We start from the raw sequence: 26,309 nt of genomic DNA on the forward strand, positions 1-26,309 counted from the left end.
CCTTCAACAGGGCCAAGCACTGGCGGGCGGTGGCCACTCGCTACGACAAACTCGCGATCACCTACCGGGCCGGATTCGTCCTGGCCCTCGTCGTTGAATGGCTCAAATCATTGGGAGACACGACCTAGTGGCCTATGTGGTCCCCGGTCCGGATTGGTTCGTTGTCCTGCGCCAGGCATCCCGCTCGCGGGCTGCGGGAATGTGTGCGGCCATCGGCGTGCAATGCGGCTTGATCGTGCACATGACAGCCGCTGCGGTCGGTGTGTCGGCGATCCTGTTGACCAGCGCCGAGGCGTTCACCGTGGTGAAACTCGCCGGCGCGGCCTATCTTGTCGCGCTTGGTGCGCGCGCCCTGTGTGATGGCTATCGCGGTTGGCGGCGCCGGCACGCCGAGCGAGTCCCCGGCGTGCCGTCACCGACTCCGGTGACGGGTTCGCGGGTGTTCGCTCAGGCGTTCCTCGCCAACGTCTTGAATCCCAAAGCGGCGCTGTTCTTCGTCGCGGTGTTGCCCCAGTTCCTGGCCCCGGCAAACCCGGTGATCCCGCAAGCGCTGCTTCTCGGCGTACTCGACATAGCCATCGGCTGCGCCTGGTGGCTACTTTTCGTGCTCGCGGCCACGCGGTTCCATTCTCTGCTGCGACGTCGACGGGCCCAGATCGCCGTCGACACCCTCGCCGGCGTCGCGCTGACCGGTCTCGGCGGTGCACTCGCATTCACCGACCGCGCGCGGGTATAGCCGCGCCTCGGTGTCCACGGAAGGCCTTCGAGGGCCGGCACATCGAGGGCCGGGCGAAACGACGATCCGGTTACTCGGCGCATGCGGGGCCGCGCCGATGTGTTCTCGGCGAACCGGTCGGGTGTCGGCCCGGAGCCGGTGCGGAGGTCTAGGAGACCGTTTCCGGCGTGATTATGTCCGGCTTGCGGGGTATTCGCAGGCTGGGTGAACGGAGGTGGCTCATGCCAGGGATCGATAGCCGTGCCGAACCGGATCGGCTCGCGACGGAGCCGGCGCGGGCGCGATTCGCCCAGCAGCTGCTGCGGTCCGCGGCTAGGCCGGAGCGCATCGCGGAGGTCATCGCGGAGATCGTCGGGGACCGTATCGAGGTGGGACCGGTGCAGGCCGGTCCTGGTGCGCTGGTATGCGTCACCGCGACCGGACGGCCAGGCGATGTTCGGGCCGAAGTCTATGACGGCGAGGAGTGGGACATCGCCGTGGAGGTGCCACTGAGCCTTCGACTGCAAGTCGACTTCGCCGGTGTCCTCGCACGGTTCGCCGCCGCCGTCCGGGTGCGCATGCGCGTCCAGTTGGTGCCGCAGGACCCGTGCGCGGTGTTCGTCCGCACCGAGGAAGTGACCGAGGAGCACGTGGAGGTCCGGCTCCGCGCGGTCGATCGCCCGGCACGGTTGCTGGGCCGCGTCGGCGATGTGCGCTGCATGGTCGCCGAACACATCGTCGCCTACATCGGGGAGCTGCTGTCGAGCCCGCAGGTGCGCGAGCTGCGGCGCATCGATATCGCGCAGGTCATCGAACGCGCGTGGGAGGCAGGTCTGGTCATCGCCCCGGCAGCACGGCCGATGACCCACAGCGCGTGACCCGCGCGGGCCGCCCCGTCCACCTCACCGGCCGAGCAACCCGCCGCCGACCGCAACCGTCACACCTGGCCGTGCGGGCGCGGCGCATCAGGTGGCCGAGCGGAGTTCCACGCAGCATTCCCCGGCCTTGGGGGAGAGCGCCGCGTGGAGGGTTTCCGCTTCGAGCCCGGTGAGCACACCCGCGAGATAGGCGTGATTGAGCCCGCATACGAGTTCGGGTTCGTCCGCGGCGAGCGGATGAAATGGGCAGTTGCGCAAGCGGAGGCAATCCGGCGTGGGACGGGCCGGCTCGAAGCCCTGTTCGGCGAGCAGCGATTGCAGGACCGTGAGGGCGCGCTCGGCGCCGAGTCGCCCGGGCCGTGCCTGTTCGCGTGCGGCCCGGCCGAGAGCTTCGCCGCGATCGGTCGCGACCCGGTGCGCCGCGTCGCGAGCGGTCTCGCCTGCACCGTGTGTGAGCACCGCACCCATCAGAATCTCGGCCAGAACTTCGTGGCGGCGTTCGGGGATGCTCACCCGCACCTCGGTGTCGGCGGGCTGATACACCTTCGGCGCGCGCCCGACCTTCCGGATGCCGCCGACCTGCTGGTAACTCGCTCGAAGAAGTCCGGCGGCGACGAGTTTGTCCAGATGAAACGCCGCGAGCTTCCGTGAGATGCCGACCTGTTCGGCGGCTTCGTCTCGGGTGACCGGCCGGCCGGCGCGGCGGATGAACCAGTACATGCCGCGCCGCAGCTCGTCCTCGAGCGCGGCGACGGCGCCGATCGCCGATTCGCTGGTCACCAGACCAGGATAACGCCGACCGTGTTGGTCGCAATGAAGCGGCGACCCCGGCAAGGTGCGGACTTGACCGGCGGAGCGAATAACGCCAATAATCTTTGGTGTAAATAACGCCAGGTTGGGAGGTCGTCGTGAGCAGTCCCATGCAGCAGGCCAAGACCCCGGTCAGCGCTGCGCTGGCCGGCCCGTATGGTCATCCGTTCCATCCGATCCTGGTCACCGTGCCGATCGGTGCATGGGTGGCGAGTTCGGTGTTCGACATCGGCTCGCACGTGGTCGACGACCCGGTCTTTCTCGCTCGCGGTGCGGTCTGGCTGATCGCGGTGGGCGTACTGGGTGCGCTCGCCGCGGCGGCGATCGGCTTGCTGGACTTGTTCGCCATTCCCACCGGGACTCCGGCGTTTCGCACCGGGCTGGTGCACATGACCCTCAACCTGATCGTCACCGCGGCGTACGCGATCAACTTCTGGTGGCGCACCACCGGCACCGGACCCCACGGTGCCGTCCCGGCCGGGCCGCTGTCGTTGTCGATCGTCGGCCTCCTGACGGTGGCCGTGTCCGGTTACCTCGGCGGGAAGCTCGCCTACCAGTACGGCGTCCGGGTGGCCGACGAAACCACGCAGGCCACCGGCTACCACCCCTGAACCTCCTCCGATTCCCTTTCCCTCAGGAGACATTCATGGGCATCGCTGCCTTGCTTCTCTGGCTGCTCACCGCTGTAGGCGGCTTCGTTCTGCTGGGTACCTGGATCGCCGAAGGCGGCGCGCGGCAACCCAACAGCAGTCATCTGCCCGCACCGGTCGTGTTCGGGCACTTCCTACTCGCCGTGGTCGGACTGATCGTGTGGATCAGCTACCTCGTCGTCGACGAGCACGCGTTGGCATGGGTCGCGTTCGCGCTCCTGATGCCGGTGGCGCTGCTCGGATTCGCCATGGTGGTGCGGTGGCTGCCCGTGTACCGGGCGCGTACGGCGACCGAAACGCCAGAACCGGCGGAACGACTTTTTCCGGTCGCGGTCGTCGGTGGCCACGGCGTCTCGGCCGTCGCCACCGTCGTGCTGGTGCTGCTGACCGCTCTCGGCGTGGGCGGGAGCTAGCCGTGCTACAGCCCGCGCTCCGGGTCGTCCACGAGCCGGCCGCCGAGGTGGATCTGACCGCCGCCGAGCATGCGGCCCGGCAATTCCTGACCGCGCTCGGCGTCGGCCTCGAAGACGAACACCTGCACGCCACCCCGCGGCGCATGGCCCGCGCCTATGCCGAACTATTCACGCCCCGCCCGTTCGACCTCACCACGTTTCCCAACGACGAGGGCTACGACGAACTCGTGCTGGCTCGCCGCATCCCGCTGCGGTCGGTGTGCGAACACCATCTGCTGCCGTTCGTCGGCGTCGCCCACGTCGGCTATCTGCCGGGCGAGCGCATTCTCGGATTGTCCAAACTCGCCCGTATCGTCGAGCATTTCTCCCATCGCCCCCAAGTGCAGGAACGGCTGACCAAGCAGATCGCCGACTGGTTGGCGGAGAACCTGCAACCGATCGGTGTCGGCGTCGTCATCGAAGCCGAACACACCTGTATGACCCTGCGTGGTGTCCAGGCCGCAGGCACGACCACTGTCACGTCGACGCTGCTCGGCACGCTGCGTGAAGACGCCCGCTCGCGGCAGGAGTTCTTCTCGCTCACCCGAATCGCGCCCTGATCGATCGAGTGCCGTGGGATGCGGGTCGAGTCGGACCGCTGGTTCCCGCTCCCGGCGGAGGGATTAGGCGACGTTTCCGCCGCGCCGGTGGTGGTATGCCCGCATCGATGCCGACCTCGTCCGAATACGAACGTCGCCTGCGGAGTCTGGCCGCCGAGAAGTTCGGCTGGGCGCACCTGCACGACGAGCAGCTGACCGCCATGGAACACATCATGGCCGGTAAGGACGTGCTGGTCGTGCTGCCGACCGGTGCGGGCAAGTCGGCCATCTATCAGGTGCCCGCGTTGTTGCTGGACGGTCCGGCCGTGGTGGTGTCGCCGCTCATCGCGTTGCAGCACGATCAGATCGAGAGCATCGGTGACAGCAAGGCCCCGGGCGCGGTCGCGCTGAATTCCACGCAGAGCAGAACCGAGCGCCGAGCGGCGTGGGCTGCTCTGCGCCGCGGCGCTGCCGAATACATCTTCCTCTCGCCGGAGCAGCTGGCCGACGACGATCTGGTCGACGAGCTCGCCGGTCTGCGCGCTTCCCTGTTCGTGGTGGACGAGGCGCATTGTGTTTCGGCGTGGGGTCACGACTTCCGGCCGGACTACCTGCGGCTCGCGCCGGTGATCGACCGACTCCGGCATCCGAGGGTGATCGCCTTGACGGCGACCGCCGCGCCACCGGTGCGCCACGAGATCGTGCACCGGTTGGGCATGCACGACCATCGCGAAGTGGTCGCCGGTTTCGATCGGCCCAACCTGTCGCTCGCTGTCGACCGATATACCGGCGACTCGGAGAAGCGTGACGCGGTGATCGCCCGCATCCGGACCCTGACCGCCGATCCGGCGACCGGCCGCGGACTCGTGTACGTGGCCAGCCGCAAGGACAGCGAGTTCTATGCCGAGGCGTCGGCCGCGGCCGGTATCCGGGTCGCGGCCTACCACGCGGGCATGAAGGCCGCCCTCCGCGACGAGGTGCACCAGCACTTCCTTTCCGGCGAGGTCGATGTGGTCGTGGCCACCTCGGCGTTCGGGATGGGCATCGACAAGCCCGACGTCCGTTTCGTCGTCCACGCGTCGGCGCCGGATTCGCTGGACTCCTACTACCAGCAGATCGGCCGGGCCGGACGGGACGGCGAGCGCGCCCAGATCGTGTTGTGCTACCGGCCGGAGGATCTGAGTTTGCAGAAGTTCCTCACCGCGCGAGCGGTCCCGGAGGACACCATCGCGGAGGTCGCCCACGCCTTGTACCGGCACGATCGTCCCGTCCGGCCGTCCCAGCTCGAGGTCGACGCCGCTCCCGCTCGGCGCACCCGGGCGATCAACCTGCTCGAACAGGTCGGCGCGATCACGACCACCGCAACCGGTCTCCTGCAGCCCGATTCCGGGCGCATACCCGGCCGGGCGGTCGAGCAGGCGGCGGACGCCGCGCGGGCATACGAAGAACTGACCCGCTCGCGCATCGAGATGATGCGCGGCTACGCGGAGACGACCGGCTGCCGGCGGCAACACCTCCTCGGTTACTTCGGTGAACAGTTGCTCGACCCGTGTGGCAATTGCGATACCTGTGCTGCGGGAACCGCCGCGCGGCGCGCACCGCACGCCACCGAGTTTCCTGCGAATGCCACTGTGCGGCATCGTGATTGGGGGGCAGGGACGATCATGTCCGCAGAGGCCGATCGCATCACCGTGCTGTTCGACGAGGTCGGTTACAAGACCCTGTCCTTGCCTGAGGTGCGCGAGCGCCATCTGCTCAGCCGAGCCTGAGGCATTCCGCGCCGCAGGGTGTCCTTGATCGTCCGAGACCGGTCGTGGCGGTACGGAGCCGGTCCGCACCGCGGCTCGGCACGAGCCGCCGAGGTGCACGCGTGTGGCGTGTTGCGGAGGAGTCGTCGGCGATGGTGTGTCCAGCGCGATCGGTGCGCGCCGAGTATGCGCCGCCTTCCAGATCCTCGACGAGGGTCGGTCCGGCGGGCGTCCAGTCCGGCAACTCCCGGGTCGCGGCGCCGGCCGGGGCGAGGTCCATCGCGAAGAAGGCACTGATCCACCCGAGATGGTCCCCGGGTGTTCTCGGGGGCCGTCCGGTGGGGGCCTCGGCAAGGGTCGCGATGAGCCTTTGGTCCCCGGCGCCGTGCACGGGGGCACGGTGTGTACATGACGCGGACGGTCAGCCGGATAAAGCCCGTGAACGCCCATGACGGTCTGCGAAGTCGTCGCCGTCTGCGCCGGGTGAGCCGTGCGCGGTCCGCGTCACGGGCGCTGGAAGTGCCATTGCTGAATTTCGCTGGTGGGCATGTAGCGGGTCAAACCGATCTGTTCGGTTCCGACGTCGGGTGCGGAGAGGGCGAGAACCAGGTCACTGGCGGGCCAGACCGCGATGCGGTAGCAGTCGGGCTGGGTTTCATCGGTCATGATCTGCCATCCCATCGGAGTCCCGCTGCATTCGACATGCGCCCCTTCGCACACCAGGTTGTCGAGTCCGAGCCGGGTGCCGGTGCGGCCGTTGGCGATGAACCAGATCCCTTCACCGAATTCCGGCGCGCTCGACAACAGCCAGTGCTGCCAGCCGTTCTCGACACTCGGTTCACCTACGACCCTGACCTGGTCGCCGCTGTCGAGCGACAGCACCTGCCCCGTGCCGACGTTGACGATGCGATACACACCCTCGTCCAGCCCAGCCACCATCCGCCGTCCTCACTGTGTGCCCGGATCCTCGTCACCCGCGGGGCTGCCGGGGGAAGTCGGCATCTCGCGGCTGCGCCTGTGGTCCGGGAGAATTCGTGCACTACCGAACTACCCGGACGGCGATGGGTGAATCACGTCGATCCGGCGAACCAGCCGGAATCGTGCGGTCGCGCGGCGGGCATCGTGATCCGAGTCCGGCCCATATCGGCGATGTCCGGATCGCCGATGTGTGGTCCCGGTGACTCCGTCCCGGCGCTCCTCGGCGATGTGGTCGCCGAGCAACGGGTCGCCGCGGCGGCTCGGGCAGATCAGCGGGCGGCGGCGAGCGCGGCGAGGGTCTCGGCGGAGGTATGGGCCGGCTTCCAGCCGAGGTTCCGCTTCGCGCGGCTGGTGTCCATGACGACGGGCGTGCGGACGATGTGCAACCACTCGAGAGTTGCCGGCACGAAGGGCAGGCGGGCGAGGGCAGCGGATGCGGCGGTGGCGGCGACCGCGGGGACGCGCACCGGCCTGCCGCCCAGTGCGGAGACCACGTCGGACAGGGTGAGCGTGCCGTCGCCCGCGATGTTGTAGGCGCCGGGCGGCGCCTCCGCGGTGGCGGCCAGCGCAATGGCCGCGGCCACGTCGTCGTGGTGGACGAGTTGCAGTGGGTGGCCGGGATCGGGGACCACCGGCTTGAACAAGGAATGGGACCGGGCCAGCGTACGCAGCGGGCCGGGGAGCTTCTCCCACGGCAGGTCGTGCAGGGCCGGCGCCTTCGGACCGGCCACGATGCACGGGCGCAGCACGAACACCTCGAGGCCGGAGTCCGCGGTGATCTCCGCGAGCGCCGCCTCGCACGCGGCCTTCTGCTCGGAGTAGTAGTGCTCGGGCGAGCCCTCGGGCAGCACGTCCTCGGTGATGGGGCTGGGATGCTCCGGGTGGTAGCCGTAGGCGGCGACCGAGGACGTGTAGACCAGGCGGCGGGGCCGCTCGGCGGCCGCCGTCGCCTCGAAGACGTGGCGGGTGCCCGCCAGGTTCACCCGCGCGCTCTCCTCCCGCGAGCCCATGATCACGAACGCCAAGTGGATCACCACGTCGGCGTCCGCGACGAGGGCGTCGACGGCGGCGCGGTCGAGGATGTCGCCGCGCCGGTACTCGGTCTTCGTCCAGCCGTGCGCGGCGGGGTCGAACGGACGGCGGGCCATTCCGACGATCCGGTCCACGGCGGGATCCTGTTCGAGTGCGGTGACGGCGGAGATGCCGATCTCGCCGGTAGGCCCGGTGACGGCGACGGTGATACCCATGTGGCCGGAATTCCCCGGCGGCAGTGCGTGAAACGGCTCGCCGGATGCTCGTCGCCGGGTACCGCACCCGATCGATCAGGCGGAGACCCGTTCGCGCTGGGCGCTCGGAGACAGAATCTGCCGCTGGATAGTGAGCCGTTAGAAAGCGATCGATATGGCTGTGTGCTCCTCTCCGGCGTCATCCATGGCGCAAGGACAGCAGCGCCGGCTCGGAGTCGAGGGATATTCCCCCAGGGGTTCTCGGTCCTCCCGCCATAGCCAAAGTTGTCCTGTCAACTTCGGTTCCGTGAAAACGATTAGCCCCGTACGATGTGCCAATAAACAACGGCTCAATATGCAGGTGTGCGTGGCGGGCCGTCTGGCCCCGCCGCCGTCGACGAACGGATGCCCCCATGGCTGTGCGATCAACGAAGTCTTCGGACTGGTCCTTCGAGCGGAAAGGCGCCGAATGGGTCGCCGATGCGGAACGTCGAGGTAAGCCGCGCGCCCTGTTCTGGCCGTGGGCGGGCACCAGTTGCAATGTGGTCTTGGTGTCCTTCGGTCCGTATGTCACCGCGCTCGGCCTCGACTGGCATCTGGCAGCGCTCGCTGCCGCGGTGGGAGCGGTCCTGTCCTTTCTGCTGCTCGCCTTGGTGTCGTTGGCCGGGCAGCAGGGCGGGGCGGCGACCATGGTGGCCGGCCGCGCGGCATTCGGGTTCCACGGCAACAAGATTCCGGCGCTGCTGAGTTATCTCGCGTTGGTGGGGTGGGAGACCTTCTCCGCGGTCTTGGCGACCCTTGCGGCTCGCACCGTGGCACATCGACTCGACCCGGAGATGGATACCGGACCGCTCATGGTCGTCACCCTTCTCACCGTCATCGTGGTGACCACGGTGATCGGCATCTACGGTTGCCACGTGATCCTGCGGATCCAGAAGTGGTTCGCCCTGGCATTCACCGCGTTGTCCGTGGTCTACGTCGTGCTGACGCTGCCGAGGATCTCGTTCGCGGCGCATGGCCAGGCGAGCCTGGGCGCGTTCGTGGGCGGGGTGATGCTGGTCGCCAACATGCTCGGTTTGAGCTGGGTCAACTGCGCCGCGGACTACACCCGCTACCTTCCCCGCGACGCCGACAAGCGTGCGCTGGTCGGCTGGATCACCTTCGGCGGCACCGCCCCGGCACTCGTGCTGATGGGACTCGGGACAGTCCTGGCGGTCGGGGACCCGGAGGTCGCGGCACTGGCCGCGACCGATCCGATCAGTGCGCTGTCGGCTCATCTGCCGACCTGGTTTCTGGTGCCCTATCTGATCCTCGCGCTGGTCGGCTTCGTGTCGGGCTCCATCATCGGCCTCTACTCCTCAGGACTGGCGTTGCAAACAGTGGGGGTCCGGATCCCGCGGCACTACACCGTCCTGATCGACGCCGTTCTGATCGCCGTTGCCGGTGGCTATGTGGCCTTCGCCGCGCCCGGGTTCTTCGCTCCGTTCCAGGCGTTCCTGACCACGACCGGTGTCGTGATGGCCGCATGGACCGGAATCTTCGTGGTCGACCTGTGGCAGCGTCGCAGCATCGGGTACGACCGGACAGCCCTGTACAGCCCGGTCGGCGGCTACGGAAAAGTGAACCGTGCCGGGGTCGGTTGCCTGATTGTCGCGACCCTCGTCGGGCTGGGCTTGGTCACGTCCCCCGATCCGCATATCGGTCCGCTGCTGGGCTACTTGTTCACGCCGGCTGCCCGCGCGGGCGGTCTGGGCAGCAGCAACCTCGGTGTGTTCGTCGCCTTGGTTGTCGCGACTGTCGGATATGCCGCTCTGCACCGCGTGCGTCCGCTCGCACCGGGGCGCACGACCGAGTCGATGGAGAGTCGGGATTCCGAACCGGTTCGAGTCCCGGCGTAGTCGGAACCTCTGGGCTGGATCGTGATGAGCGACTGAGCGCATCGAGCGCGGCGGTGGGCCTGATCTCCACCGCCGCGCTGCGCTCGCGCAGCGCGGCGCATGCTCACACCCGCCGGCTACCCTTTCCGACATTCGGCGCTGACGAATCCGGTGATGCTGCAGCAGGGGGTCGGGCGGGCGCGATCGCGGAGCGGGACCGAGTCCTCGGGCGAATCATACTGAGCCGGTGACCTTTTCGTTTGTGTCGGTACGTGCCGCTAATCTGCTCGCATGGTCGGACCGGACTCGGCGCTGCGCCGACTGACCCGCGATGCGCGGAAGTTGCTGCAACCCTATGGCTTCGACGGCCAGGAGGCCGTATGGGTGCGGGTGGTACCGGGTGGCGTGGCCTGCGTCGGCCGTGCCCGGACCGTGCGTACCTGGACCGATGGGCAACAGGAGTTGAAGTTCGGGTTGACCCTGAGTGCTACGCCCACCGCCTGGTGGGAGTTCTGCAATCGGCGCAACGAGCGGCGCGGTCTGCCGCTCGTGCCGCTCGAAGAGGCGACCGGACCGGGGCTGATCGACGACCACCCGCTGCCGGAGGACCTGACGGAGTTGTGGTCCCTGCGGGTCGACCCGGCGCACCCTGGCCGGGCACTGCAGGCAGACGTCGACGCCATCCGCGCCGAACTGCCCCGGCGGGTGCACGCCTACGCCCGCCGGGCGCTGCGGCTGTTGGAGCCGGGCAGGTACCTCGAGGAACTGATGGCGCTGCCGGACCCGGCGATCGGCACGTGGGAGGCGATTGTCGTCCTGCTCGCGGACCAGGGGACGGGTCCGCAACTGGAGGATGCGTTCGACCGATTCCGGGCGTGCTGCGCGGACGAGGACACCGCGGCCTACGCGGCGGACGTCATCGCGTACGCACGAGGGCGCGCGGCGCGGGTGTGAGCGAACGCGGCCGGCACTGTCCATCGGCGTCAGGCCGTGTTCACACCGGGTCGCGTCAGCCGGCGAACGCGGGGAGTGCCGCGAATTCCGGCGCGAGCCGGGCGGCCGGGACGGTATGCGCGATCCAGCGACGGGCACGGCTGAGCGGGTGCTCGGGAAACTCGGCGTCCCATCGGATGTCGTCGGCCGCGTTGTACGGCAGCCGACCCCGCACCTCGGGCGCGTAGGGATGCGGCGGGAACATGTGGTCGAAACCGATCTTGGTGGCGAGTAGGGCCTCGCGCACCCCGGTGGTGCCGGTCTCGGGGCAGAGGATCTGCAGGACCGCACTGCTGCGGGCCTTCGGGACGATCACGGACGCGGCGAACACCAAGCCCTGTGGCTGGTTCGGCAGCGGCAGCTTCTCCATGCGCAGCAGCGCAGGCTGTGCGTCCAGCCACACCACGAAAGCTTCGATGAGGCAGCCGTTCTGCGCGCTTCTCTCGGTCAGACGACGGCGCAAGGTTTCCAGATCCTCCAACGGCGCGGGCAGATCCGGGACGAGGTCGAAATACGACACGTTCACCATGTCACCGGTCCGAGGATCTCGCCAGGTCGCGCTGTCGACCTGCTGCATTTCCCCGGGGTCGAATGAAATAGGCACCGGCACAGACTATCCGCAGTCCACGGGTGCCGACGTCCGCGGTGGAGACCCGCGACGACTCCGACCAGCTCCAGCGAGCAGCGCTAGGTCCGTGCGGTAGGTCGGGCCGGTGCTGTGTGACCGACCGCGGGTCCATTCGGGGTCGTCACAGATGCTCACGGCCTGGCAGGGCCGACAGTGGTCGCAGGCTCGCGGTCGGGAAGATGTCGGCGAAGCCGCTGGGAACGGAGGCGCCGAGGCCCGGCATGGACCCCAGCGGAACGGAGGCCGCAAGGCGGTGCGGCTCAGTGGCCCGCCACTGTTCGATTCCCGGCCGCGTCGAGCGTGGCCGAGGTGAACCGTCTCGGCGAGTTGTCACTGCGCGCTGTGCAGCCGTGAGGGGAGCGCGCTTCGGGGGCCGGGGTCGTCGCCTGCGATTTTCGCAGAGGGCGCGATGATGGCCCAGTCGGTCGAAGGACTTACAGCAGGGAGCCGGGGGCGACCATCGCGGAATCGGTCGGCGCGAGTGGGATCGTCGTACTGCACGGCAGCGATCGGCGTGCCTCGACCGAGTGCGATAATATTCGAATACGAGATATGCGTATCAAAGAATATGTCGCCACGGGCGCCGACAATCTTGGTGGGCAGATCCCGGCCGTGCTATGAGGGGGAGATGCCAGCCGTGCGACCGGTAGCGGTGATCGGTCGCCGAGATGCCACCGGTCAGGCTCGGCCGCTTTCCGAGGCGCCGGTGGTGCCGTTGCTCAGCAAGGTGAAACCGGTACCGCTGAGCAGTTGCTCGTCGAGCAGGTTCCTGGTGTCGACGATCACGGGGCGGTCCACGTCGGTCGCGAGCTTCGCCCAGTCGAGCGTACGGAATTCGGGCCACTCGGTGAGTACCACGAGCGCGCCCGCATCCTTCGCCACCAGGTACGGGTCGTCCACCACTCGGATGTCGTCGAGATAGGGGGTGCCCGCCGGGACGCATGGGTCGTACGCGGTGACCGTGGCGTCGTGCCGGGAGAGCTGCCTGGCGACCGCGACGGCGGGGGAGTCGCGCAGGTCGCCCGTCCCGGCTTTGAACGCGAGGCCGAACACGCCGATCCGAGTCCCCGATAGGGAGCCGTCGACCGCGCCGGTCACCGCTCGGCGGATCTTGCGCAACACCATCGCCTGCTGATGATCGTTGGCGCGCAGGGTATCTCGGACCAGGGCGAAGTCCACCCCGGACGCCTCCGCGGCGCGCAGGAGCGCGCGCGTGTCCTTGGGCAGGCACGAGCCGCCCCAGCCGGGGCCGGGAGCCAGGAAAGCAGGTCCGATCCGGTCGTCCATGCCCATCGCGCCGGTGACCTTCGTGATGTCGGCGCCGACCCGTTCGCACAGTTCGGCCAGCGTGTTCACGAACGACAGTTTCATCGCGAGAAAAGCATTGCTGGCGTACTTGGCGAGTTCCGCGCTGGCCGGATCCGATCGCAGGACCGGCGCGCCCGTTCCCGCGTACAACGCCGCGACCCGCTCGGCCGAATCCTGATCGTGCTCGGCCGCGCCGACGAGAACACGGTCAGGGTGCAGGAAGTCCTCGACCGCGTGTCCCTCCCGGAGGAATTCGGGATTGCTGACGACCGCGGTGCTCGCGAGACCGGACAGGGCGGGGATCCGCGCCGCCGTCCCCACTGGGACGGTGGACTTGGTGACCAGCACGCAATCCGGCGGTAGCACCGTGGACAACGTCTCCAGCGCGTCCTCGAGCACGCCGAGATCTGCCGAGCCGCCGGTGCCCATGGGGGTGGGAAGGCACAACAAGACCACTTCGCATTCGTGGAGCGCTTCCGGGTCCGACGTGAACACGAGCCGGTTCTCCGCGAGCCCTTCGTGTACCAGTTCCGGTAGGCCGGGCTCGACGATCGCGACCGTACCCGCGCGCAGCGCCGCTACCTTGGCCTCGTCGTTGTCGACACAGACCACATGGTGGCCCAAGTGGGCGAGGCAAGCGGCGCTGGTCAGCCCCACGTAACCGGCGCCGACCACCCCGACGCGGCTACCCATGGCGCACCTTCGCCCCGAGCAAACCGGTTGCGGCCGTGCGTACATGCTCGGGCCGCAGCATGAGGAGCCCGGGATCCGGATGGTCGGCATGCGGATCACCGGCGATCCCGGCCCACAGCGTCACGTGCTGTTCCGCGTCGGCGGGCGGCCCCCACCACTGCGGCGGTGTGGGGCCGAACAGCAGGACCGATGGTGTGCCGAAGGCGGTGGCGAGGTGGCCGACACCGGTGTCGCCGCAGACGACCAGCGCCGCGTCGGCCACCAGCGCGGCGAGTTCGATCAGGGTGGTGCGCCCGGCGTACACCGCGGTGGGCGGCAGGCCGGCTTGCTGGGCGACCGCGTTCGCCAATCGGATCTCCTCGCGCGTGCCGGTGATCACCACGCGGTAGCCGTCGGCGCCGAGTTCGCGCGCCACGCGAGCGAATCGTTCGGAGGGCCAGCGGCGAGCGGGAGACGCCGCGCCGGGATGGATCACGACCACATCCGACTCGGCGGCGGGCGCCGAGGGAGCCGGCAGCCGCAGCGCGGTGCGATCGGCGTCGATCCGGCCGTGCTCGAGCAGCAGGCACCAGCGCTCGACCTCGTGCACTTCCTCGCGCCACTCGGGGCCGGGCAGTCCGGGGTAGTCCGAATGGCGGTGCGTCAGTAGCGCTTCTGGGCGCGCCGCCAACAGGTCACGGATGCTCTCCGGTCCGCTGCCGTGCAGGTTGACCGCCAGTCTCGGGGGCGCCGCGTGCCATCGCAGCGCGCCCAGTCCTGTGGTCGGCAGCAGTTCGTCGACCGCATCGATGAGATCGACCAGATCGCGCAGCGATTCCGGCGCGGCCAGCACCACCCGGGCGTCGGGGTAGGCGTTTCGAAGCCCGCGCAAGGCGGGCACGGCGGTCAGCAGATCGCCGAGCCCGAGCGCGCGCAACACGAGGATCGTGTCGCTCAAGGCCACGATCCCTCTTCCGACGCGCACACGACCATCTCCCTGACTTCGCAGCCCGGCGGCTGGCGCAGCGCGAACACCACCGCGGCGGCGACGTCTTCGGGCTGGTTGAGTTTCGCGTCGGGCGGCGGCTTGTACTGCTCGTCGCGGTCGTCGAAGAACGCGGTGTGCATTCCGCCCGGAATCAGCAACGTCACGCCGACGCTGCCCGCTGTCTCGGCGGCGAGCGCTCTGGTGAAGCCGACCACGCCGAATTTCGACGCGCAATAGGCGGTGGCGTCACCGACCGCCTTGATGCCGAGGGTGGAAGCACAGGTCACCACCGTTCCCTTACTTTCCCGCAGGAACGGAAGCGCGGCACGCACGACGGCGGCTGTGCCGAACAGATTGACCTGAACCACGTATTCCCACTTCTTCGCGGGCACCTTGTCCAACGGGCCGCACGCATCGGTTCCGGCGGCGGTGAACACGCCGTCGATCCGGCCGCCCGCCCGCTCGGCGAGCTCGTGCACGGCTTGCTCGGCCGCGACGGTATCGGCCAGGTCGGCCCGCACGAAGTCGACGGGCGTCTCGGGCTCCACCCGGTCGATCACGAAGGGGCGTCCGCCGTTCTCGCGGACCGCGGCGGTGACCGCAGCGCCGAGTCCGGAAGCGCCGCCGGTGATCAGGATATTGCCGAGGGTTCGCATCGTGCTCCTTACGTTCTCGGGTCAGCCGCAGGCCTGGGTCGCGGCGACCAGCTGGGTTGTCGAGTAACCGCGAACAGTGGGAATCAGCGCGATCTCGCCGCCGTACCCGCGAACGACCGTGGCCTCCGGGAGGTCCACGCCGGTGTAGTCGCCGCCCTTGACCCAGATGTCGGGGCGAAGGCGTTCCAGCAGTGCGCTCGGGGAGGATTCGTCGAACACGACGACGGCGTCCACCGACGACAGCGCGATGAGCAGGCGGGCTCGGTCGCGTGCGGTGACGATCGGACGGCGCGGCCCCTTCAAACGCCGCACCGACGCATCGGAATTCAGGCACACCACCAGCGCGTCGCCCATGGCGCGAGCCTGGCGCAGCAAGCTCACGTGTCCGGGATGCAGCAGATCGAAACAGCCGCCGGTGGCCACGAGCCTGCCGCCGCGGGCCCTGACCCGCGCCGCCACCTCGAACGCCGACCCACCCCCTTCCGTCGTGTCCTCCTCCGCGACGGCGGCGCCGTCGCACGCGGACAACGTGGCCGCGCCGCCCGCGGCCACGAATCTGGCCGCCGCGTCCACGGCGTGTGACACCGCGTCGGCCACTGTCGACCCGTCGAAGAGTGCGGCGGCCGCGGCGGAGGCGAATCGGTCACCCGCGCCGCAGGTGTCGGAACCGACGTGGCCCGCGAGCCGTATCTCGGCGGGCACAGGCACTACGGTGAGCCGTTTCCCATTGGCCAGCACCGCCCCGTTCGGGCCCGTCGTGACCGCGACGGAATCCGCGGACCACTCGTCGCGGAGCACCTTCGCCAACTCGTCCGGTTCGACGTATCCGGGTGCGAACTGGCGTGCCTCCTTCAGATTCGGTGAGACGAGCGACGCGCCCGGCGTCGGCGCCGGGCCGCGCGGGTGCGGATCCCACACCACCGGTACGGACCGCGCCAGTTCGGTCAGCAGGCTGCGGATCTCCGGATGTGCGGCGACGCCCCGGCCGTAGTCCGCCACGAGGACCGCGCCTGCCGCCCGCAGTGCCCTGGTGACCGACGCGCTCACCGAGCCGCCGTCGGCGGTCCCGTCGCCGGTGTCCAGCCGCAACAACGACTGACCGGCGGCGCGGACGCGCGTCTTGCGTACCGTCTCGCCGCGCAGCGGCATCGGAACGACCTGCACGTACTGGTCCAGCAGCCGGGTGAGGAGCCGGCCGTCGTGGTCGTCGGCGGTCGCTGTGACGAGCAAGACTTCGGCGACCGATCGCGCGGCGAGCGCGGCGGCCAGCCCGGCGCCGCCCGGACGCATCCACCGGCGTTCCACGTCCACCACGGGCACGGGAGCCTCGGGCGACAACCGGTCGGCGACGCCCTCGATGTCGACGTCGAGCATGCTGTCGCCGATCACGACCAATGGCTTCATGTCGGTACCCCCAGTGCGTCGTCGAGCGCCGTGCACAGGGCGTGCACCAAGACCAGATGCACTTCCTGCACGGTGGCGGTGCTGTGTGCTTCCACGGCCACCGCGTCGTCGCACAGCGCCGCGAGCGGATTGGGCGCGGGGCCGGTCATGGCCCATGTGGTGACGCCGATGTCGTGCGCCGCTTTCGCCGCGGCCACCACGTTCTGGCTGCTGCCGCTGGTGGACAACAGGATGAGGACGTCATCGGGTCTGCCGTGCGCGCGGACCTGGCGCGCGAACAGCTCGGTTTCGCCGTAGTCGTTCACTATGGCGGTGCCCGCCGAGGTGTCGGCGTGCAGGGCGATCGCCGACAGCGGACGGCGATCGTTGCGGAAGCGGCCGACCAGTTCCCCGGTCAGGTGCTGCGCTTCGGCCGCGCTGCCCCCGTTGCCGCAGGCGAGCAATCTGCCGCCGTTGTCCAGTACCACCGCCAGTTCTCGCCCCCATCTGCGGATGCTCGGTGCGAAGCAACTGGTGCGTTCCAGCGCCGCGTGCAAAGCCGCGAAATGCTCCTCGATCACCGCACACCTCCTGTCCGCAGACGCGCGCGCCTGCCCGCGCCGAGTTCTTCCGCCACCGCGACGACCTGATCTGGGGAGATCGAGTCGAGGCACGGGTGCCCCACGACCGGGCACTCCCTGGCCCTGCTACCGCGGCAGGGCGCGTGCTGGTCGCCGAGCATGGCCACCGGCACGCCGTAGGGCGCCCACCGCGCGGCGGGCACGACTGGTGCGAAGAGGGAGACCACGGGCGTCCCGACGGCCGCGGCCAGGTGCGCTGGCCCGGTGTTCGGCGCCACCACGACACTCGCGTCGCGCAGTACGGCGGCCAGCTCGGGCAGCGTGGTGGCTCCGCCGAGGTCGACGGCGTGCCTGCCGGCGACGGCGCCGGTCAGCGGCCGGTCGGCGGGTGCGCCGGTGACGACCACGCGGTGCCCGGCGCCGGTCAACGCGGCGACGATGGCCGCCGAACGGGACGAGGAGGGCTGTCGCGCCGGTACCGACGCGGCGGGATGCACCACCACGTAGCCCGGTTCGCCGGTGAGCGCGCCGACCTTCGGCAACGGCTGGCGGACGGCGAGTTTCCCGTCGTCCCCGGGCGGTAGCCGGAAACCGGCCGCCTCGGCGAGCGACAGCGCGCGCTCGGCTTCGGGCGGATCGCCTTCGACGCGATGGCGCAGATCTAGCAGCGAACCGGGGTAGTCCTCCGAGATGGCGCCGATCCAGGGGACGCCGGCCATCCGGAGCAACAGCGCCAGCGGCAACGGCGACTGGTGGAAGGACGTGAGGATCAACGCCAGATCCAGGTCGAGGGCGCGAATCCGGTCGAGGAAGCCGTCGATGTCTGCCGCGGCGACCGCGGGGGGCTCGAGGTCGATCCACGGCGCGCACCAGGTCACGACCTGGTCCACACCCGGCAACAGGTCGGCGGCGGCCCGGCCGCGCGGCCCGGACAACAGCGTCACCGAATCGACGTGCGCTGCCACCGCCCGCACGCACGGCCCGGCCAGCAGCACATCGCCGAAATTGTCCATGCGTGCCACCAGCGCCCGGCGTGTCATGGTACGCCCGCCATCGCCAGCCGTACGGCTTCGGGCAGGTCCTGCGCCACGGTCGCTTCACGCCGTGCGTGCTGCACCTCGTCGGGCAGGGTTCGCGCCGTCGGTACCAGAATCGCGCGGGCGCCCGCGGATTGCGCGGCGGCGACGTCGGCGCCGGTGTCGCCGATCACCACGCACCTGCCCACGTCGACGCCGAGCTCCGCCGCGGCTCGCCGGATCAGGCCCGGCTCGGGTTTGCGGCACCCGCAGCCGTCGCCTTCGCCGTGCACACACACCTGCCACGTCGCGAACGGTCCGAGCAACTCCTCGACCCGGGAATTCACCGCGGCGAGCTGTTCGCGGCTGATCAATCCGCGCGCCACGCCGGATTGGTTGCTCACGATGCCGAGCTGCACGCCGGCCGCGCGGACCCTCCGGAGCGCGTCGACCGCCCCGGGCACCGGCTGCACCTTGGTGGGATCGGCGAGGTAGGGGACATCGACGATGAGGGTGTCGTCGCGGTCGAACAACAACGCCAGCGGTGAGCCGTGCGAGGCGTGGCGGTGGCGCAGTTCGCCGCGCAGGCGATGCCAGCACGCAGCGGGTGGGATCAGTGCGCTGCTCAGCGTCATCCGGCCGATCTCACGGGGCGTGCGCGGCCCGGGCGCGATTCTGCGCGCGGCGAATTCACCGGTCGACGCCAGCCAGACCGCCGCGAACGCCAGGGCGGGGCGTACGCGGCCCGCGAGGCCGAGTGCCGCGGCCGACGCACCTGCCGCCGTGGTGAGCGCGTGCCGGGGCAGCAGCCCCTTGTCCTCCCCGATGCGCTGCCGCCATCGAGCGCCGTACTTCCGCCGCAGCAACGCGTTGTCGGCGTTCCCGCGCTGTGCGCGCACACTCGCCATGAGCCCCGATGCGCGCAGCGGATGGCTCGTGCTGCGTCGTCCGGCCGCGATGACGTACCCCGCGAGGCAAACTCGCAGCGCCAGGTCGGCATCCTCGCGGAACGCCCGCGGAAACCGTTCGTCGAACCCGCCGACCGCGACCAGCGCGGACCGGCGGTAGGCCATGTCCGCGGTGATCCACCGCGCCGTGGCCAGCCGCGCGATGCCCCGTTCCGCGTCGGTCGGCTTGCGGTGCTCCGGCAGCGGCACCTCGATCCTGGCCGTGGACGCCGCCGTGTTCTCGTCGAGGTCCCGCAAGTCGTCGGCCAAGCGGGCAGGCCAATCCGGCGGAGTGAGCACGTCGTCGTCCAGGAACGCGATCCACGCGCCCGAGGCGGCCTGCCACCCCGCGTTCCGCGCCGCCGCGGGCCCGCGGCCACCCGAGCGGATCACCCGCACCGGCGGCACGGTCTCGGGCAGCGGCAGATCGCCGGCGCCGGGCCGGTCGTCGACCACGATGATCTCCCGTGGCCTCGGACCCGTCGCGGCCTGCAGTGACTCGAGCAGCGTCCGAAGACTTTCCCGGCCGGTGGTCGGGATGACGACGCTGTAGTCGACGGTGTGGCCGTTCACGAGCGGCGAACCGCGAACGGACCGAGGGCGAGCAGATCGATCGGCGCGGAGCCGAAGCACTCGAGGGCATCGCGGGGCGAATCCACCATCGGCCTGCCCGCGGTGTTCAAGCTCGTGTTGACCACCACGGGCAAGCCGGTGCGCCGGTCGAACTCCGACAACATTCGCGCCAGGACGGGATCCTCGGCGGGATCGACGGTCTGCACCCGTGCGGTGCCGTCCACATGGGTCACGGCGGGGATCCGCGCGCGCCAGTGCGGCGCGACGTCGTGGACGAACAGCATGTACGGGCTCGGCAACGGTCCGCGTTCGAAGATCTCGGATGCCCGGTCGGCCAGCACCATCGGCGCGAGCGGCCGGAACTGCTCGCGCCCTTTCACGTCGTTGAGACGCTCGAGATTCGCCGACCGGCCGGGATGGGCGAGCAGCGAGCGATGCCCGAGCGCACGCGGGCCGAATTCGGCCCGGCCCTGGAACCAGGCCACCACCTGGTCTTCCGCGAGCGCTTCGGCCACCTCGGCCGCGATGTCCGCGGATTTCGTGTATCGGACCTTGGCCGTGCGCAGCACGTTCTCCAGCTCCGTGTCGGTCCATTCGCGGCCGAGATCGGCTCCGCGCATCGGAATGACCCGCTCGCCGAATTCGGCCGCCAATTGCAGCGCGGCGCCGAGCGCGGTGCCCGCGTCACCCGAGGCCGGCTGGACCCAGACCCGGTCGTAGGGGCCTTCGGCGTGCAGCCGGGTGTTTGCCACACAGTTCAGCGCGATGCCACCGGCCAGCGTGAGGTTCCGCTGACCGGTCTGGCGATGCAGCCACGAGGTCAATTCGAGCAGCACGTCCTCGAGCCGGCGCTGGACGCTCGCGGCGAGGTCGGCATGGTCCGGGCCGGGCGCACCGCCGACCACCGCGGGTGCGAATCCCGCCCAGTCCACGGGTTCGGTGCGGAAACCACCGTCACCGGTGGCGTACACGAGTTCGCGGAACCGGTCGAGGAACCGGGGCGTGCCGTAGGAGGCGAGAGCCATCACCTTGTATTCGTCACTCGACCGGGTGAAGCCGAGATGTTCGGTGAGGTCCTCGTACATCAGCCCGAGCGAGTGCGGCAGCTGCTGTGCGGCCAGTTCCACGAACTTGCCGTCCCGGTATTCCCCGGCCAGATAGGACTGGCTCTCGCCGCGGCCGTCGGCCACCAGGACCGCGGAATCGCCCGACGGGGCGGCGAGCGCCGCGGACGCGGCATGCGCCAGATGATGCCGCACGAAACGCACGATCGATGGATCGAGACCGGGCAGTGCGGCCGTGAGGAACGCGGGTGCGCGGAAAGCGTAATCAGTTCTGGTATTTTCGCTTTTCTGATCGAGGCCGCCGAGCGAATGATCGACCAGGCGTGGATCATAGGAATAGCCCACCGCGTCGAGCTCCTCGGGACGCAATCCCGCTCGTTCCAGGCACCACGCGGCCGCTTGCTCGGGGAGCTCCCACGAGGAGAACGGCACCGGCCGCTTGCCGTGCTTGCGCCGTGTGAACCGCTCTTCCTCGGCGGCCGCGACGATTTCGCCGTCCACGATCAGAGCCGCAGCAGGGTCATGAAATATCGCGTTTATTCCGAGAATGCGCACGGGCCGCCTTTCTGTTCGAGACGCGGGACCTGTCGGTCTACCCGCTGACATATGTGCTGGCGCTACCCGCTGAAGTCGCGACTAAACCGATGTGCCGATCAGCACGGGGACTACCGCGCCGGTTCCGCCGCGCGTCCGGCGAACCAGTCGATCGTGCGGCGCAGCCCTTCCACCCTGGTGATCACCGGCCACCAGCCCAATTCCCGCCGGGCCAGCGAGATGTCCGGGCACCGTCGTTTCGGGTCGTCGATCGCCCCCTCGACGTACGTCACGACGGACCGGCTGCCGGTCAGCGAAAGGATTTCCGCCGCGAGGCAGCGCACGGAGAGTTCGTGCGGATTGCCGATATTCACCGGTCCCGGATAATCGGCGGCCGCCAGTGCGAGCAGGCCGCGCACCGTGTCGTCGACATAACACAGTGAGCGCGTCTGCTCGCCGGTTCCGGCGATGGTCAGCGGCGCGTCCGACAACGCCTGTGCGATGAAGGTGGGCACCATACGGCCGTCGTCGGTGCGCATGCACGGACCGTAGGTGTTGAAAATTCGGGCAATTCCGGTGTTCACGCCTTTTTCCCGGTGAAATGCCATGGTCAAAGCTTCGGCATACCGCTTCGCCTCGTCGTAGACGCTGCGCGGACCGACGGGATTGACATGACCCCAATAATTCTCGGTCTGCGGATGGACGGCGGGGTCACCGTAGACCTCGCTGGTCGACGCGAGCACGAAACGGGCGCCGTGGCGCTCCGCCAGATCGAGGGCATTCGCGGTCCCGAGCGAACCGGCTCGCAGCGTCTCGATCGGCAGCCGGAGGTAATCGGGAGGCGACGCGGCCGACGCGAGATGGAAGACCACGTCGAAGGCGCCCACCGCGGGCAGCGGCTCGGTGACGTCGTGCCGCCGGAGATCGAAACCGGGCCGGTCGAGCAAACGAGCGACGTTGTCCGGAGTGGACGTGGCGAAATTGTCGAGGGCGACGACGGCGGTGCCCGCGTCGAGCAGTTGTTCACACAGGTGCGAGCCGACGAACCCGCAACCGCCGGTGACCAACGCGCGTTCACAAGGTTCGGACACGGCGCCGCCTACCCGTGGCCGTTCGCGCGAGCGCCGCGACCCATCGCCGGTGACCCGGTGGAAAGGCGGTCGTTCGTGGTAGAGCCGACCGTGCGGCCATCCGTGGGTCCGCTTCCGTTCCCCATGCGCACGGCCGGGGCGGTCACCCTGCGGTACGCGTGCAGGGTCTCGGCGGCGATCCGGTCCCAGGAGTAGCGCGCCTCGACCCGCTCTCGTCCGGCCTGACCGTACTTCCGCCTGATCTCCGGGGCGGCCAGCAGATCCCGGACGGCGTCGGCCAGTCGTGCGGGCTCGTGCGGTGGGACGAGCCTGCCGGTCACACCGTCGACGACGGTGTCGATGAGGCCCCCGACCGCGGCGGCCACCACCGGAACGGCGCAGGCCATCGCTTCCAGCGGTGTGATGCCGAACGGTTCGTACCATGGCGTGCACACGACGACGTCGGCCGACCTGAGCAGCGGCGCCATTCGTGTCCTCGGGACCTGCCCCAGCATGTGGAGCCGGTCTCGCACGCCGAGGCGGTCGGCCAGCTCCAGCAGCCGCCTGCCTTCCGGGTCGTCGGCGACGTCGCCGTCGTCCGGGCCACCGACCAACACCAGCTCGGTGTCCGGCAGACCGGTCAGCGCGGTGATCGCGGTGTCGAAACCCTTGCGGGGCACCAACCGGCCCACACTGACCATCCGGTGGTCGGCCGACCTCGGTGCGCGCGCCCCGTGGGGTGTGAACCGCTCGAGGTCGACGCCGCAGGGAATCACCGACGTCCTGGACCGGGGCACGCCCATTCTGGCCAGTTCGAAGACCTCGTCGGTACAGGTGGCGACGATGCGATCGGCCCGTTCGGCGATCGACTGCTCGAGACGCACGCGGTCGGCCGGGCTGGTGTCGTCGGCTCCTTGGTGGCGACGTTTCACCACGCCCAGCGCGTGAAAGGTCTGCACCACCGGGATGCTCGCCGGCCCCGCGGCCTGGAGGGCGGCCAGGCCGGACATCCAGAAGTGCGCGTGCACCACATCGGGGCGGCACTCATGCCATTGCTGTCGCAGGAAAGCGCCGAACTCGCCCATATGCGGCAGCAATTCGTCCTTCGGCATCGGTTCGGCAGGGCCGGCCGGGACATGGATCACGCGATAACCTTCTGCGGCGGTGACAGCATGCGGCGCGTGCGCATCTTCGCGGCGCGTGTAGACGGTGACCTCGTGCCCCATCCGGCACAGAGCCGCGGACAGCTCCGCGACATGGACGTTCTGCCCCCCGGCATCCACGCCGCCGAGCACGGCCAGCGGACTGGCGTGTTCGGACACCATCGCGATCTTCATGATTCCGCCTTCTCTCTCCGGGACCCTGCCTTCATTCGGTGACCTCGGCGAGCAGGGAATCCCACCGGCGCAGGAAGACCTCGAGGCCGTAGTGCTCCAGCGCGAACTGCCGTCCCGACTTGCCCGCGAGCACTGCCAGGTCGGGTTCGTGGAGGAATTCCCGGAATTTCGCGGTGAGCACCGCGATGTCGGTGGAGATGGCGCCCGCTTCCGGCGGCACGGCGGCGACGGCCTCGGTGGTGGCCAGGACTATCACCGGCATGGCCAGGTGCATGGCTTCCAGGAGAGACAATCCCAGCGAGGTCCAGCGCGCGGTGTGCAGATACACCCGCCTGCGCGCCATTTCCGGATGCAACGCCGACTGCGGGAAGTCTCCGATTCCGCGAATGGGGTGTCCGGTAGGCCGGTGCGCGGTGAATTCCTCGGCTCCGATGCCGTACAAATCGATCGGCCCGGCCATCGCGAATTCCGGCAACAGATCACTACCCGTGATCCTCCCGCGCCGCGTCGGCTCGTTGATCAGTGCTACGCCGTGCGGCAGTTCGCCGGTGTAGCGCGCGCCGGGGTCGACGATGCCGTGCGGCACGACACGGGTGGGTGCGCGTCCGCTGTCCCACATCAGATCGTTGAAATGGGTGACGTGCACGATCGGGATGTCGGCGCGATCCGCCAGTGGATGCGTGGTGGTGGCCGCGCTGGGACGCGGAGTGTTGTGCTCGACGTAGATCGCCGGGATATCGGCGCCGGGGCGCCGACCGAGCCATCGTTCGGCGAGTTCGATCTCCTCCGGACGCTGGAGCACGACGACGTCCGGCTCCGCCGCGCGCAACGCACCCGCCGGCACCTCCTGCACCGACGGCCAGTCGCGGCCGCACCGGCCGCGCCCCCACGGCCCGCCGCCCTCGACCACGGGCACGAGGTATCGGTGCGGTCCCTGCACGAACGATGTCGTCCACGAGCCGTGCACGTGCCACAACAGCACCGTGAGCCCCTCGGTCATTGCGGCCATGCCGGTAGCTCTTGCCTATTATTTCCGGATCAAACCTGGTCACGTGCCCGGCAGCGATCCGGCCGAAGGCGGCGAACGTCCCGGCGCTGCTGGGCGGCGGCGCCGATCCGGCTGCGGCCCGGCGGGTTTGAACCGGGGATGCGCGGCAATGGCCGCGGTATGAGCGCACCGAACGCTGTCCCGTCCGTCACCGGGCTCCGGGCTTCGGAAACGATCGAGATCTTCGATCCCGCCACCGGTGCCGCCGTCGGCACGGTTCCCATGGCCGATTCCGCGGAAATCGATCAGAAGATGGAGGCGGCCAACCGGGTTCAGCCGGGGTGGGCGCGGACACCGGCGGCCGAGCGGGCCGCAGCGCTCCGTGCCGGGGCCGCCCTGCTGCGTGAGCGGGCCGATGAACTCGCCGAACTCAACCATGCCGAAACCGGACGTCCGCAGTCCGAGAGCAGGGAAGGAGTGCTGGCCGGCGCCGCGACCTTGGCGCAATACGCCGAACTCGGCCCGCTGCACCGGGGACGAAGCTTGCAGGGCGGTTTCGACGCGACCGACCTCATGGTGTGGGAACCACGCGGCGTCGTCGTAGCGCTGACGCCGTGGAACGATCCCGTGGCCGTGTCCTGCGGCCTGCTCGGCGCGGGGCTGGTCACCGGAAACACGGTCGTGTACAAGCCGAGCGAGCGCGCACCGCATACCGGCGCTCTGCTCGGCGATCTGCTCGCCCGTGGCCTCCCGGAGGGGGTGCTGCAGACGGTACAAGGCGATGGCAGGGTCGGCGCGCTGCTCGCCGCACGGCCCGACGTGGACGTCGTCGCGCATGTCGGCAGCACGGCCACCGGGCGGTCGATCGCCCGCAGCGCCGCGGCGACGGGCGCCAAGGCGCTGCTGGAGAACGGCGGCAACGACGCGCTGATCGTCGACGCCGGTGTGGATCCCGTCTGGGCCGCCGGTCAAGCCGCGCTCGGCGCGTTCGCGAACGCCGGTCAGATCTGCGTGTCCGTCGAACGGATCTTCGCGCATCGGGAAGTCGCCGAGCCCTTCCTGGCGGCGCTGGTGGCCGAAGCCGAGGCCAGGAAGGTGGCGCCGTTGGTCGACCGGCGCCACCGCGAGCAGGTGCACGCCCATGTGCGCGATGCCGTGGACCACGGCGCCGAACTGCTGACGGGCGGAGTGGTGCCGGACGGCGCCGGCGCGCACTACCCGGCCACCGTGCTGGCACAGTGCGATCCGGCCATGCGGATCATGCGGGAAGAGACCTTCGGTCCGGTCGCGCCGGTGCGGGTGGTGGATTCGTTCGACCGAGGCATCGCGGAGGCCGCGACCGACGACTACGGGCTCGCGGCGACCGTGCTCACGCCGTCTATGGCTCACGCCCAGCGTGCTTGGCGGGAACTGCCCGTCGGCACGGTGAAGATCAACGCGGTGTTCGGCGGCGCGCCCGGCGGGGCGGCGCACCCGCGCCGGGCCAGCGGGTCCGGCTTCGGTTACGGGCCCGAGTTGCTGGACGAGATGACCCAGACGAAGGTCGTGCACCTGCGCCCGGCGCCCGGTTAGCACCGCGCACGCGCTCCGGCCGAATCGCGAGCGCGAACTCCCCGACCCGGCTTGATTGATCTGAGCTGCGCCCGGGTATGCGCCCGCACATGCGGGTACTTGTCACCGGATGGCCCGGCTTCGCGC

At 69.6% G+C, this 26,309-nt stretch carries 24 protein-coding genes; 9 read left to right on the forward strand and 15 right to left on the reverse strand.

All coding sequences use genetic code 11. The annotated features are described in order from the left end of the window. Positions 1–97: 97 nt before the first annotated feature. Positions 98–736: a LysE family translocator gene (locus GVY64_RS32755; protein ID WP_159849927.1), complete on the forward strand. Its 639-nt coding sequence runs from the start codon at positions 98–100 to the stop codon at positions 734–736. Between the two features lie 221 nt (positions 737–957). Beyond that, positions 958–1,593 carry a hypothetical protein gene (locus tag GVY64_RS32760; RefSeq protein ID WP_159849929.1) on the forward strand — a complete coding sequence of 212 codons (636 nt, stop codon included), beginning with the start codon at positions 958–960 and terminating at the stop codon, positions 1,591–1,593. A gap of 87 nt (positions 1,594–1,680) precedes the next feature. On the opposite strand, the gene GVY64_RS32765 is transcribed toward GVY64_RS32760, so the two are convergent. Further along, the gene (locus GVY64_RS32765; RefSeq protein WP_159849931.1) at positions 1,681–2,373 is read right to left on the reverse strand and encodes a helix-turn-helix transcriptional regulator; all 693 of its coding nucleotides are present in this window, start codon (positions 2,371–2,373) and stop codon (positions 1,681–1,683) included. Positions 2,374–2,501: 128 nt separating this feature from the next. Here GVY64_RS32765 and GVY64_RS32770 point away from each other — a divergent pair, with 128 nt between their 5' ends. The 4 genes from GVY64_RS32770 to GVY64_RS32785 all read left to right on the forward strand — a co-directional run bounded on the left by GVY64_RS32770 (position 2,502) and on the right by GVY64_RS32785 (position 5,813). Further along, on the forward strand, positions 2,502–3,014 hold the full coding sequence (locus tag GVY64_RS32770; protein ID WP_236567435.1) for a DUF2231 domain-containing protein: 513 nt from the start codon (positions 2,502–2,504) through the stop codon (positions 3,012–3,014). Positions 3,015–3,049: 35 nt separating this feature from the next. Next, positions 3,050–3,466, forward strand: coding sequence for a hypothetical protein (locus GVY64_RS32775; RefSeq protein ID WP_159849933.1), 417 nt, complete (start codon positions 3,050–3,052; stop codon positions 3,464–3,466). A gap of 2 nt (positions 3,467–3,468) precedes the next feature. Further along, the gene (folE, locus tag GVY64_RS32780) at positions 3,469–4,065 is read left to right on the forward strand and encodes a GTP cyclohydrolase I FolE (protein ID WP_159849935.1); all 597 of its coding nucleotides are present in this window, start codon (positions 3,469–3,471) and stop codon (positions 4,063–4,065) included. Between the two features lie 107 nt (positions 4,066–4,172). Next, positions 4,173–5,813: a RecQ family ATP-dependent DNA helicase gene (locus GVY64_RS32785; RefSeq protein WP_159849937.1), complete on the forward strand. Its 1,641-nt coding sequence runs from the start codon at positions 4,173–4,175 to the stop codon at positions 5,811–5,813. 483 nt (positions 5,814–6,296) lie between these two features. Here GVY64_RS32785 and GVY64_RS32790 read toward each other — a convergent pair whose 3' ends face one another. Both GVY64_RS32790 and GVY64_RS32795 read right to left on the reverse strand, forming a co-directional pair. Next, entirely contained in the window at positions 6,297–6,731 is a 435-nt protein-coding gene (locus tag GVY64_RS32790) for an RICIN domain-containing protein (RefSeq protein WP_159849939.1), read from the reverse strand. 308 nt (positions 6,732–7,039) lie between these two features. Next, positions 7,040–8,017, reverse strand: a complete 978-nt coding sequence (locus GVY64_RS32795) for an NAD-dependent epimerase/dehydratase family protein (RefSeq protein WP_159849941.1) — start codon at positions 8,015–8,017, stop codon at positions 7,040–7,042. 392 nt (positions 8,018–8,409) lie between these two features. On the opposite strand from GVY64_RS32795, the gene GVY64_RS32800 reads away from it, so the two are divergent. Beyond that, a complete protein-coding gene (locus GVY64_RS32800) occupies positions 8,410–9,894 on the forward strand; it encodes a purine-cytosine permease family protein (protein ID WP_159849943.1) in 1,485 nt (494 codons plus the stop codon). 270 nt (positions 9,895–10,164) lie between these two features. After that, positions 10,165–10,827 carry a hypothetical protein gene (locus GVY64_RS32805; RefSeq protein WP_159849945.1) on the forward strand — a complete coding sequence of 221 codons (663 nt, stop codon included), beginning with the start codon at positions 10,165–10,167 and terminating at the stop codon, positions 10,825–10,827. Between the two features lie 55 nt (positions 10,828–10,882). On the opposite strand, the gene GVY64_RS32810 is transcribed toward GVY64_RS32805, so the two are convergent. The 12 genes from GVY64_RS32810 to GVY64_RS32865 all read right to left on the reverse strand — a co-directional run bounded on the left by GVY64_RS32810 (position 10,883) and on the right by GVY64_RS32865 (position 24,632). Continuing rightward, positions 10,883–11,470 (reverse strand): hypothetical protein, encoded by a 588-nt coding sequence (locus tag GVY64_RS32810; RefSeq protein WP_236567436.1) that lies wholly within the window; start codon positions 11,468–11,470, stop codon positions 10,883–10,885. Between the two features lie 702 nt (positions 11,471–12,172). Next, positions 12,173–13,495: a UDP-glucose dehydrogenase family protein gene (locus GVY64_RS32815; RefSeq protein WP_159849947.1), complete on the reverse strand. Its 1,323-nt coding sequence runs from the start codon at positions 13,493–13,495 to the stop codon at positions 12,173–12,175. Further along, complete coding sequence (locus GVY64_RS32820) at positions 13,488–14,438, reverse strand: glycosyltransferase family 9 protein (protein ID WP_159849949.1); 951 nt, start codon at positions 14,436–14,438, stop codon at positions 13,488–13,490. Before GVY64_RS32820 ends, GVY64_RS32815 begins: the two co-directional genes overlap by 8 nt. Continuing rightward, positions 14,429–15,118: an SDR family oxidoreductase gene (locus GVY64_RS32825; protein ID WP_159849951.1), complete on the reverse strand. Its 690-nt coding sequence runs from the start codon at positions 15,116–15,118 to the stop codon at positions 14,429–14,431. The genes GVY64_RS32820 and GVY64_RS32825 overlap by 10 nt, the downstream gene beginning before the upstream one ends. 21 nt (positions 15,119–15,139) lie before the next feature. Beyond that, entirely contained in the window at positions 15,140–16,522 is a 1,383-nt protein-coding gene (rfaE2, locus tag GVY64_RS32830; protein ID WP_159849953.1) for a D-glycero-beta-D-manno-heptose 1-phosphate adenylyltransferase, read from the reverse strand. Beyond that, positions 16,519–17,082, reverse strand: a complete 564-nt coding sequence (locus GVY64_RS32835; protein ID WP_201298263.1) for a D-sedoheptulose-7-phosphate isomerase — start codon at positions 17,080–17,082, stop codon at positions 16,519–16,521. The genes rfaE2 and GVY64_RS32835 overlap by 4 nt, the downstream gene beginning before the upstream one ends. Further along, positions 17,079–18,122, reverse strand: a complete 1,044-nt coding sequence (locus GVY64_RS32840) for a glycosyltransferase family 9 protein (protein WP_159849955.1) — start codon at positions 18,120–18,122, stop codon at positions 17,079–17,081. Before GVY64_RS32840 ends, GVY64_RS32835 begins: the two co-directional genes overlap by 4 nt. Continuing rightward, entirely contained in the window at positions 18,119–19,618 is a 1,500-nt protein-coding gene (locus tag GVY64_RS32845; protein WP_159849957.1) for an HAD-IIIA family hydrolase, read from the reverse strand. The genes GVY64_RS32840 and GVY64_RS32845 overlap by 4 nt, the downstream gene beginning before the upstream one ends. Then, positions 19,615–21,237: a carbamoyltransferase family protein gene (locus tag GVY64_RS32850; protein WP_159849959.1), complete on the reverse strand. Its 1,623-nt coding sequence runs from the start codon at positions 21,235–21,237 to the stop codon at positions 19,615–19,617. The genes GVY64_RS32845 and GVY64_RS32850 overlap by 4 nt, the downstream gene beginning before the upstream one ends. 110 nt (positions 21,238–21,347) lie before the next feature. Then, on the reverse strand, positions 21,348–22,307 hold the full coding sequence (locus GVY64_RS32855) for a UDP-glucuronic acid decarboxylase family protein (RefSeq protein WP_159849961.1): 960 nt from the start codon (positions 22,305–22,307) through the stop codon (positions 21,348–21,350). An 8-nt stretch (positions 22,308–22,315) separates the two neighbouring features. After that, positions 22,316–23,623: a glycosyltransferase gene (locus GVY64_RS32860; protein ID WP_159849963.1), complete on the reverse strand. Its 1,308-nt coding sequence runs from the start codon at positions 23,621–23,623 to the stop codon at positions 22,316–22,318. A 31-nt stretch (positions 23,624–23,654) separates the two neighbouring features. Next, positions 23,655–24,632: a glycosyltransferase gene (locus GVY64_RS32865; RefSeq protein WP_201298264.1), complete on the reverse strand. Its 978-nt coding sequence runs from the start codon at positions 24,630–24,632 to the stop codon at positions 23,655–23,657. A gap of 159 nt (positions 24,633–24,791) precedes the next feature. On the opposite strand from GVY64_RS32865, the gene GVY64_RS32870 reads away from it, so the two are divergent. Beyond that, positions 24,792–26,183 carry an aldehyde dehydrogenase family protein gene (locus tag GVY64_RS32870; RefSeq protein ID WP_159849965.1) on the forward strand — a complete coding sequence of 464 codons (1,392 nt, stop codon included), beginning with the start codon at positions 24,792–24,794 and terminating at the stop codon, positions 26,181–26,183. Positions 26,184–26,309: the final 126 nt, after the last annotated feature.

It is taken from the genome of Nocardia sp. CY41 (assembly GCF_009829325.1).
Classification (GTDB): domain Bacteria; phylum Actinomycetota; class Actinomycetes; order Mycobacteriales; family Mycobacteriaceae; genus Nocardia.

Bases quoted from the DNA above. Each gene is read 5' to 3' on its own strand.
- GVY64_RS32755 (WP_159849927.1), top strand. From the start codon at position 98: ATGGCTCAAATCATTGGGAGACACGACCTAGTGGCCTATGTGGTCCCC.
- GVY64_RS32760 (WP_159849929.1), top strand. From the start codon at position 958: ATGCCAGGGATCGATAGCCGTGCCGAACCGGATCGGCTCGCGACGGAG.
- GVY64_RS32775 (WP_159849933.1), top strand. From the start codon at position 3,050: ATGGGCATCGCTGCCTTGCTTCTCTGGCTGCTCACCGCTGTAGGCGGC.
- GVY64_RS32785 (WP_159849937.1), top strand. From the start codon at position 4,173: ATGCCGACCTCGTCCGAATACGAACGTCGCCTGCGGAGTCTGGCCGCC.
- GVY64_RS32790 (WP_159849939.1), bottom strand. From the start codon at position 6,731: ATGGTGGCTGGGCTGGACGAGGGTGTGTATCGCATCGTCAACGTCGGC.
- GVY64_RS32795 (WP_159849941.1), bottom strand. From the start codon at position 8,017: ATGGGTATCACCGTCGCCGTCACCGGGCCTACCGGCGAGATCGGCATC.
- GVY64_RS32800 (WP_159849943.1), top strand. From the start codon at position 8,410: ATGGCTGTGCGATCAACGAAGTCTTCGGACTGGTCCTTCGAGCGGAAA.
- GVY64_RS32805 (WP_159849945.1), top strand. From the start codon at position 10,165: ATGGTCGGACCGGACTCGGCGCTGCGCCGACTGACCCGCGATGCGCGG.
- GVY64_RS32815 (WP_159849947.1), bottom strand. From the start codon at position 13,495: ATGGGTAGCCGCGTCGGGGTGGTCGGCGCCGGTTACGTGGGGCTGACC.
- GVY64_RS32825 (WP_159849951.1), bottom strand. From the start codon at position 15,118: ATGCGAACCCTCGGCAATATCCTGATCACCGGCGGCGCTTCCGGACTC.
- rfaE2 (WP_159849953.1), bottom strand. From the start codon at position 16,522: ATGAAGCCATTGGTCGTGATCGGCGACAGCATGCTCGACGTCGACATC.
- GVY64_RS32840 (WP_159849955.1), bottom strand. From the start codon at position 18,122: ATGACACGCCGGGCGCTGGTGGCACGCATGGACAATTTCGGCGATGTG.
- GVY64_RS32860 (WP_159849963.1), bottom strand. From the start codon at position 23,623: ATGAAGATCGCGATGGTGTCCGAACACGCCAGTCCGCTGGCCGTGCTC.
- GVY64_RS32865 (WP_201298264.1), bottom strand. From the start codon at position 24,632: ATGGCCGCAATGACCGAGGGGCTCACGGTGCTGTTGTGGCACGTGCAC.
- GVY64_RS32870 (WP_159849965.1), top strand. From the start codon at position 24,792: ATGAGCGCACCGAACGCTGTCCCGTCCGTCACCGGGCTCCGGGCTTCG.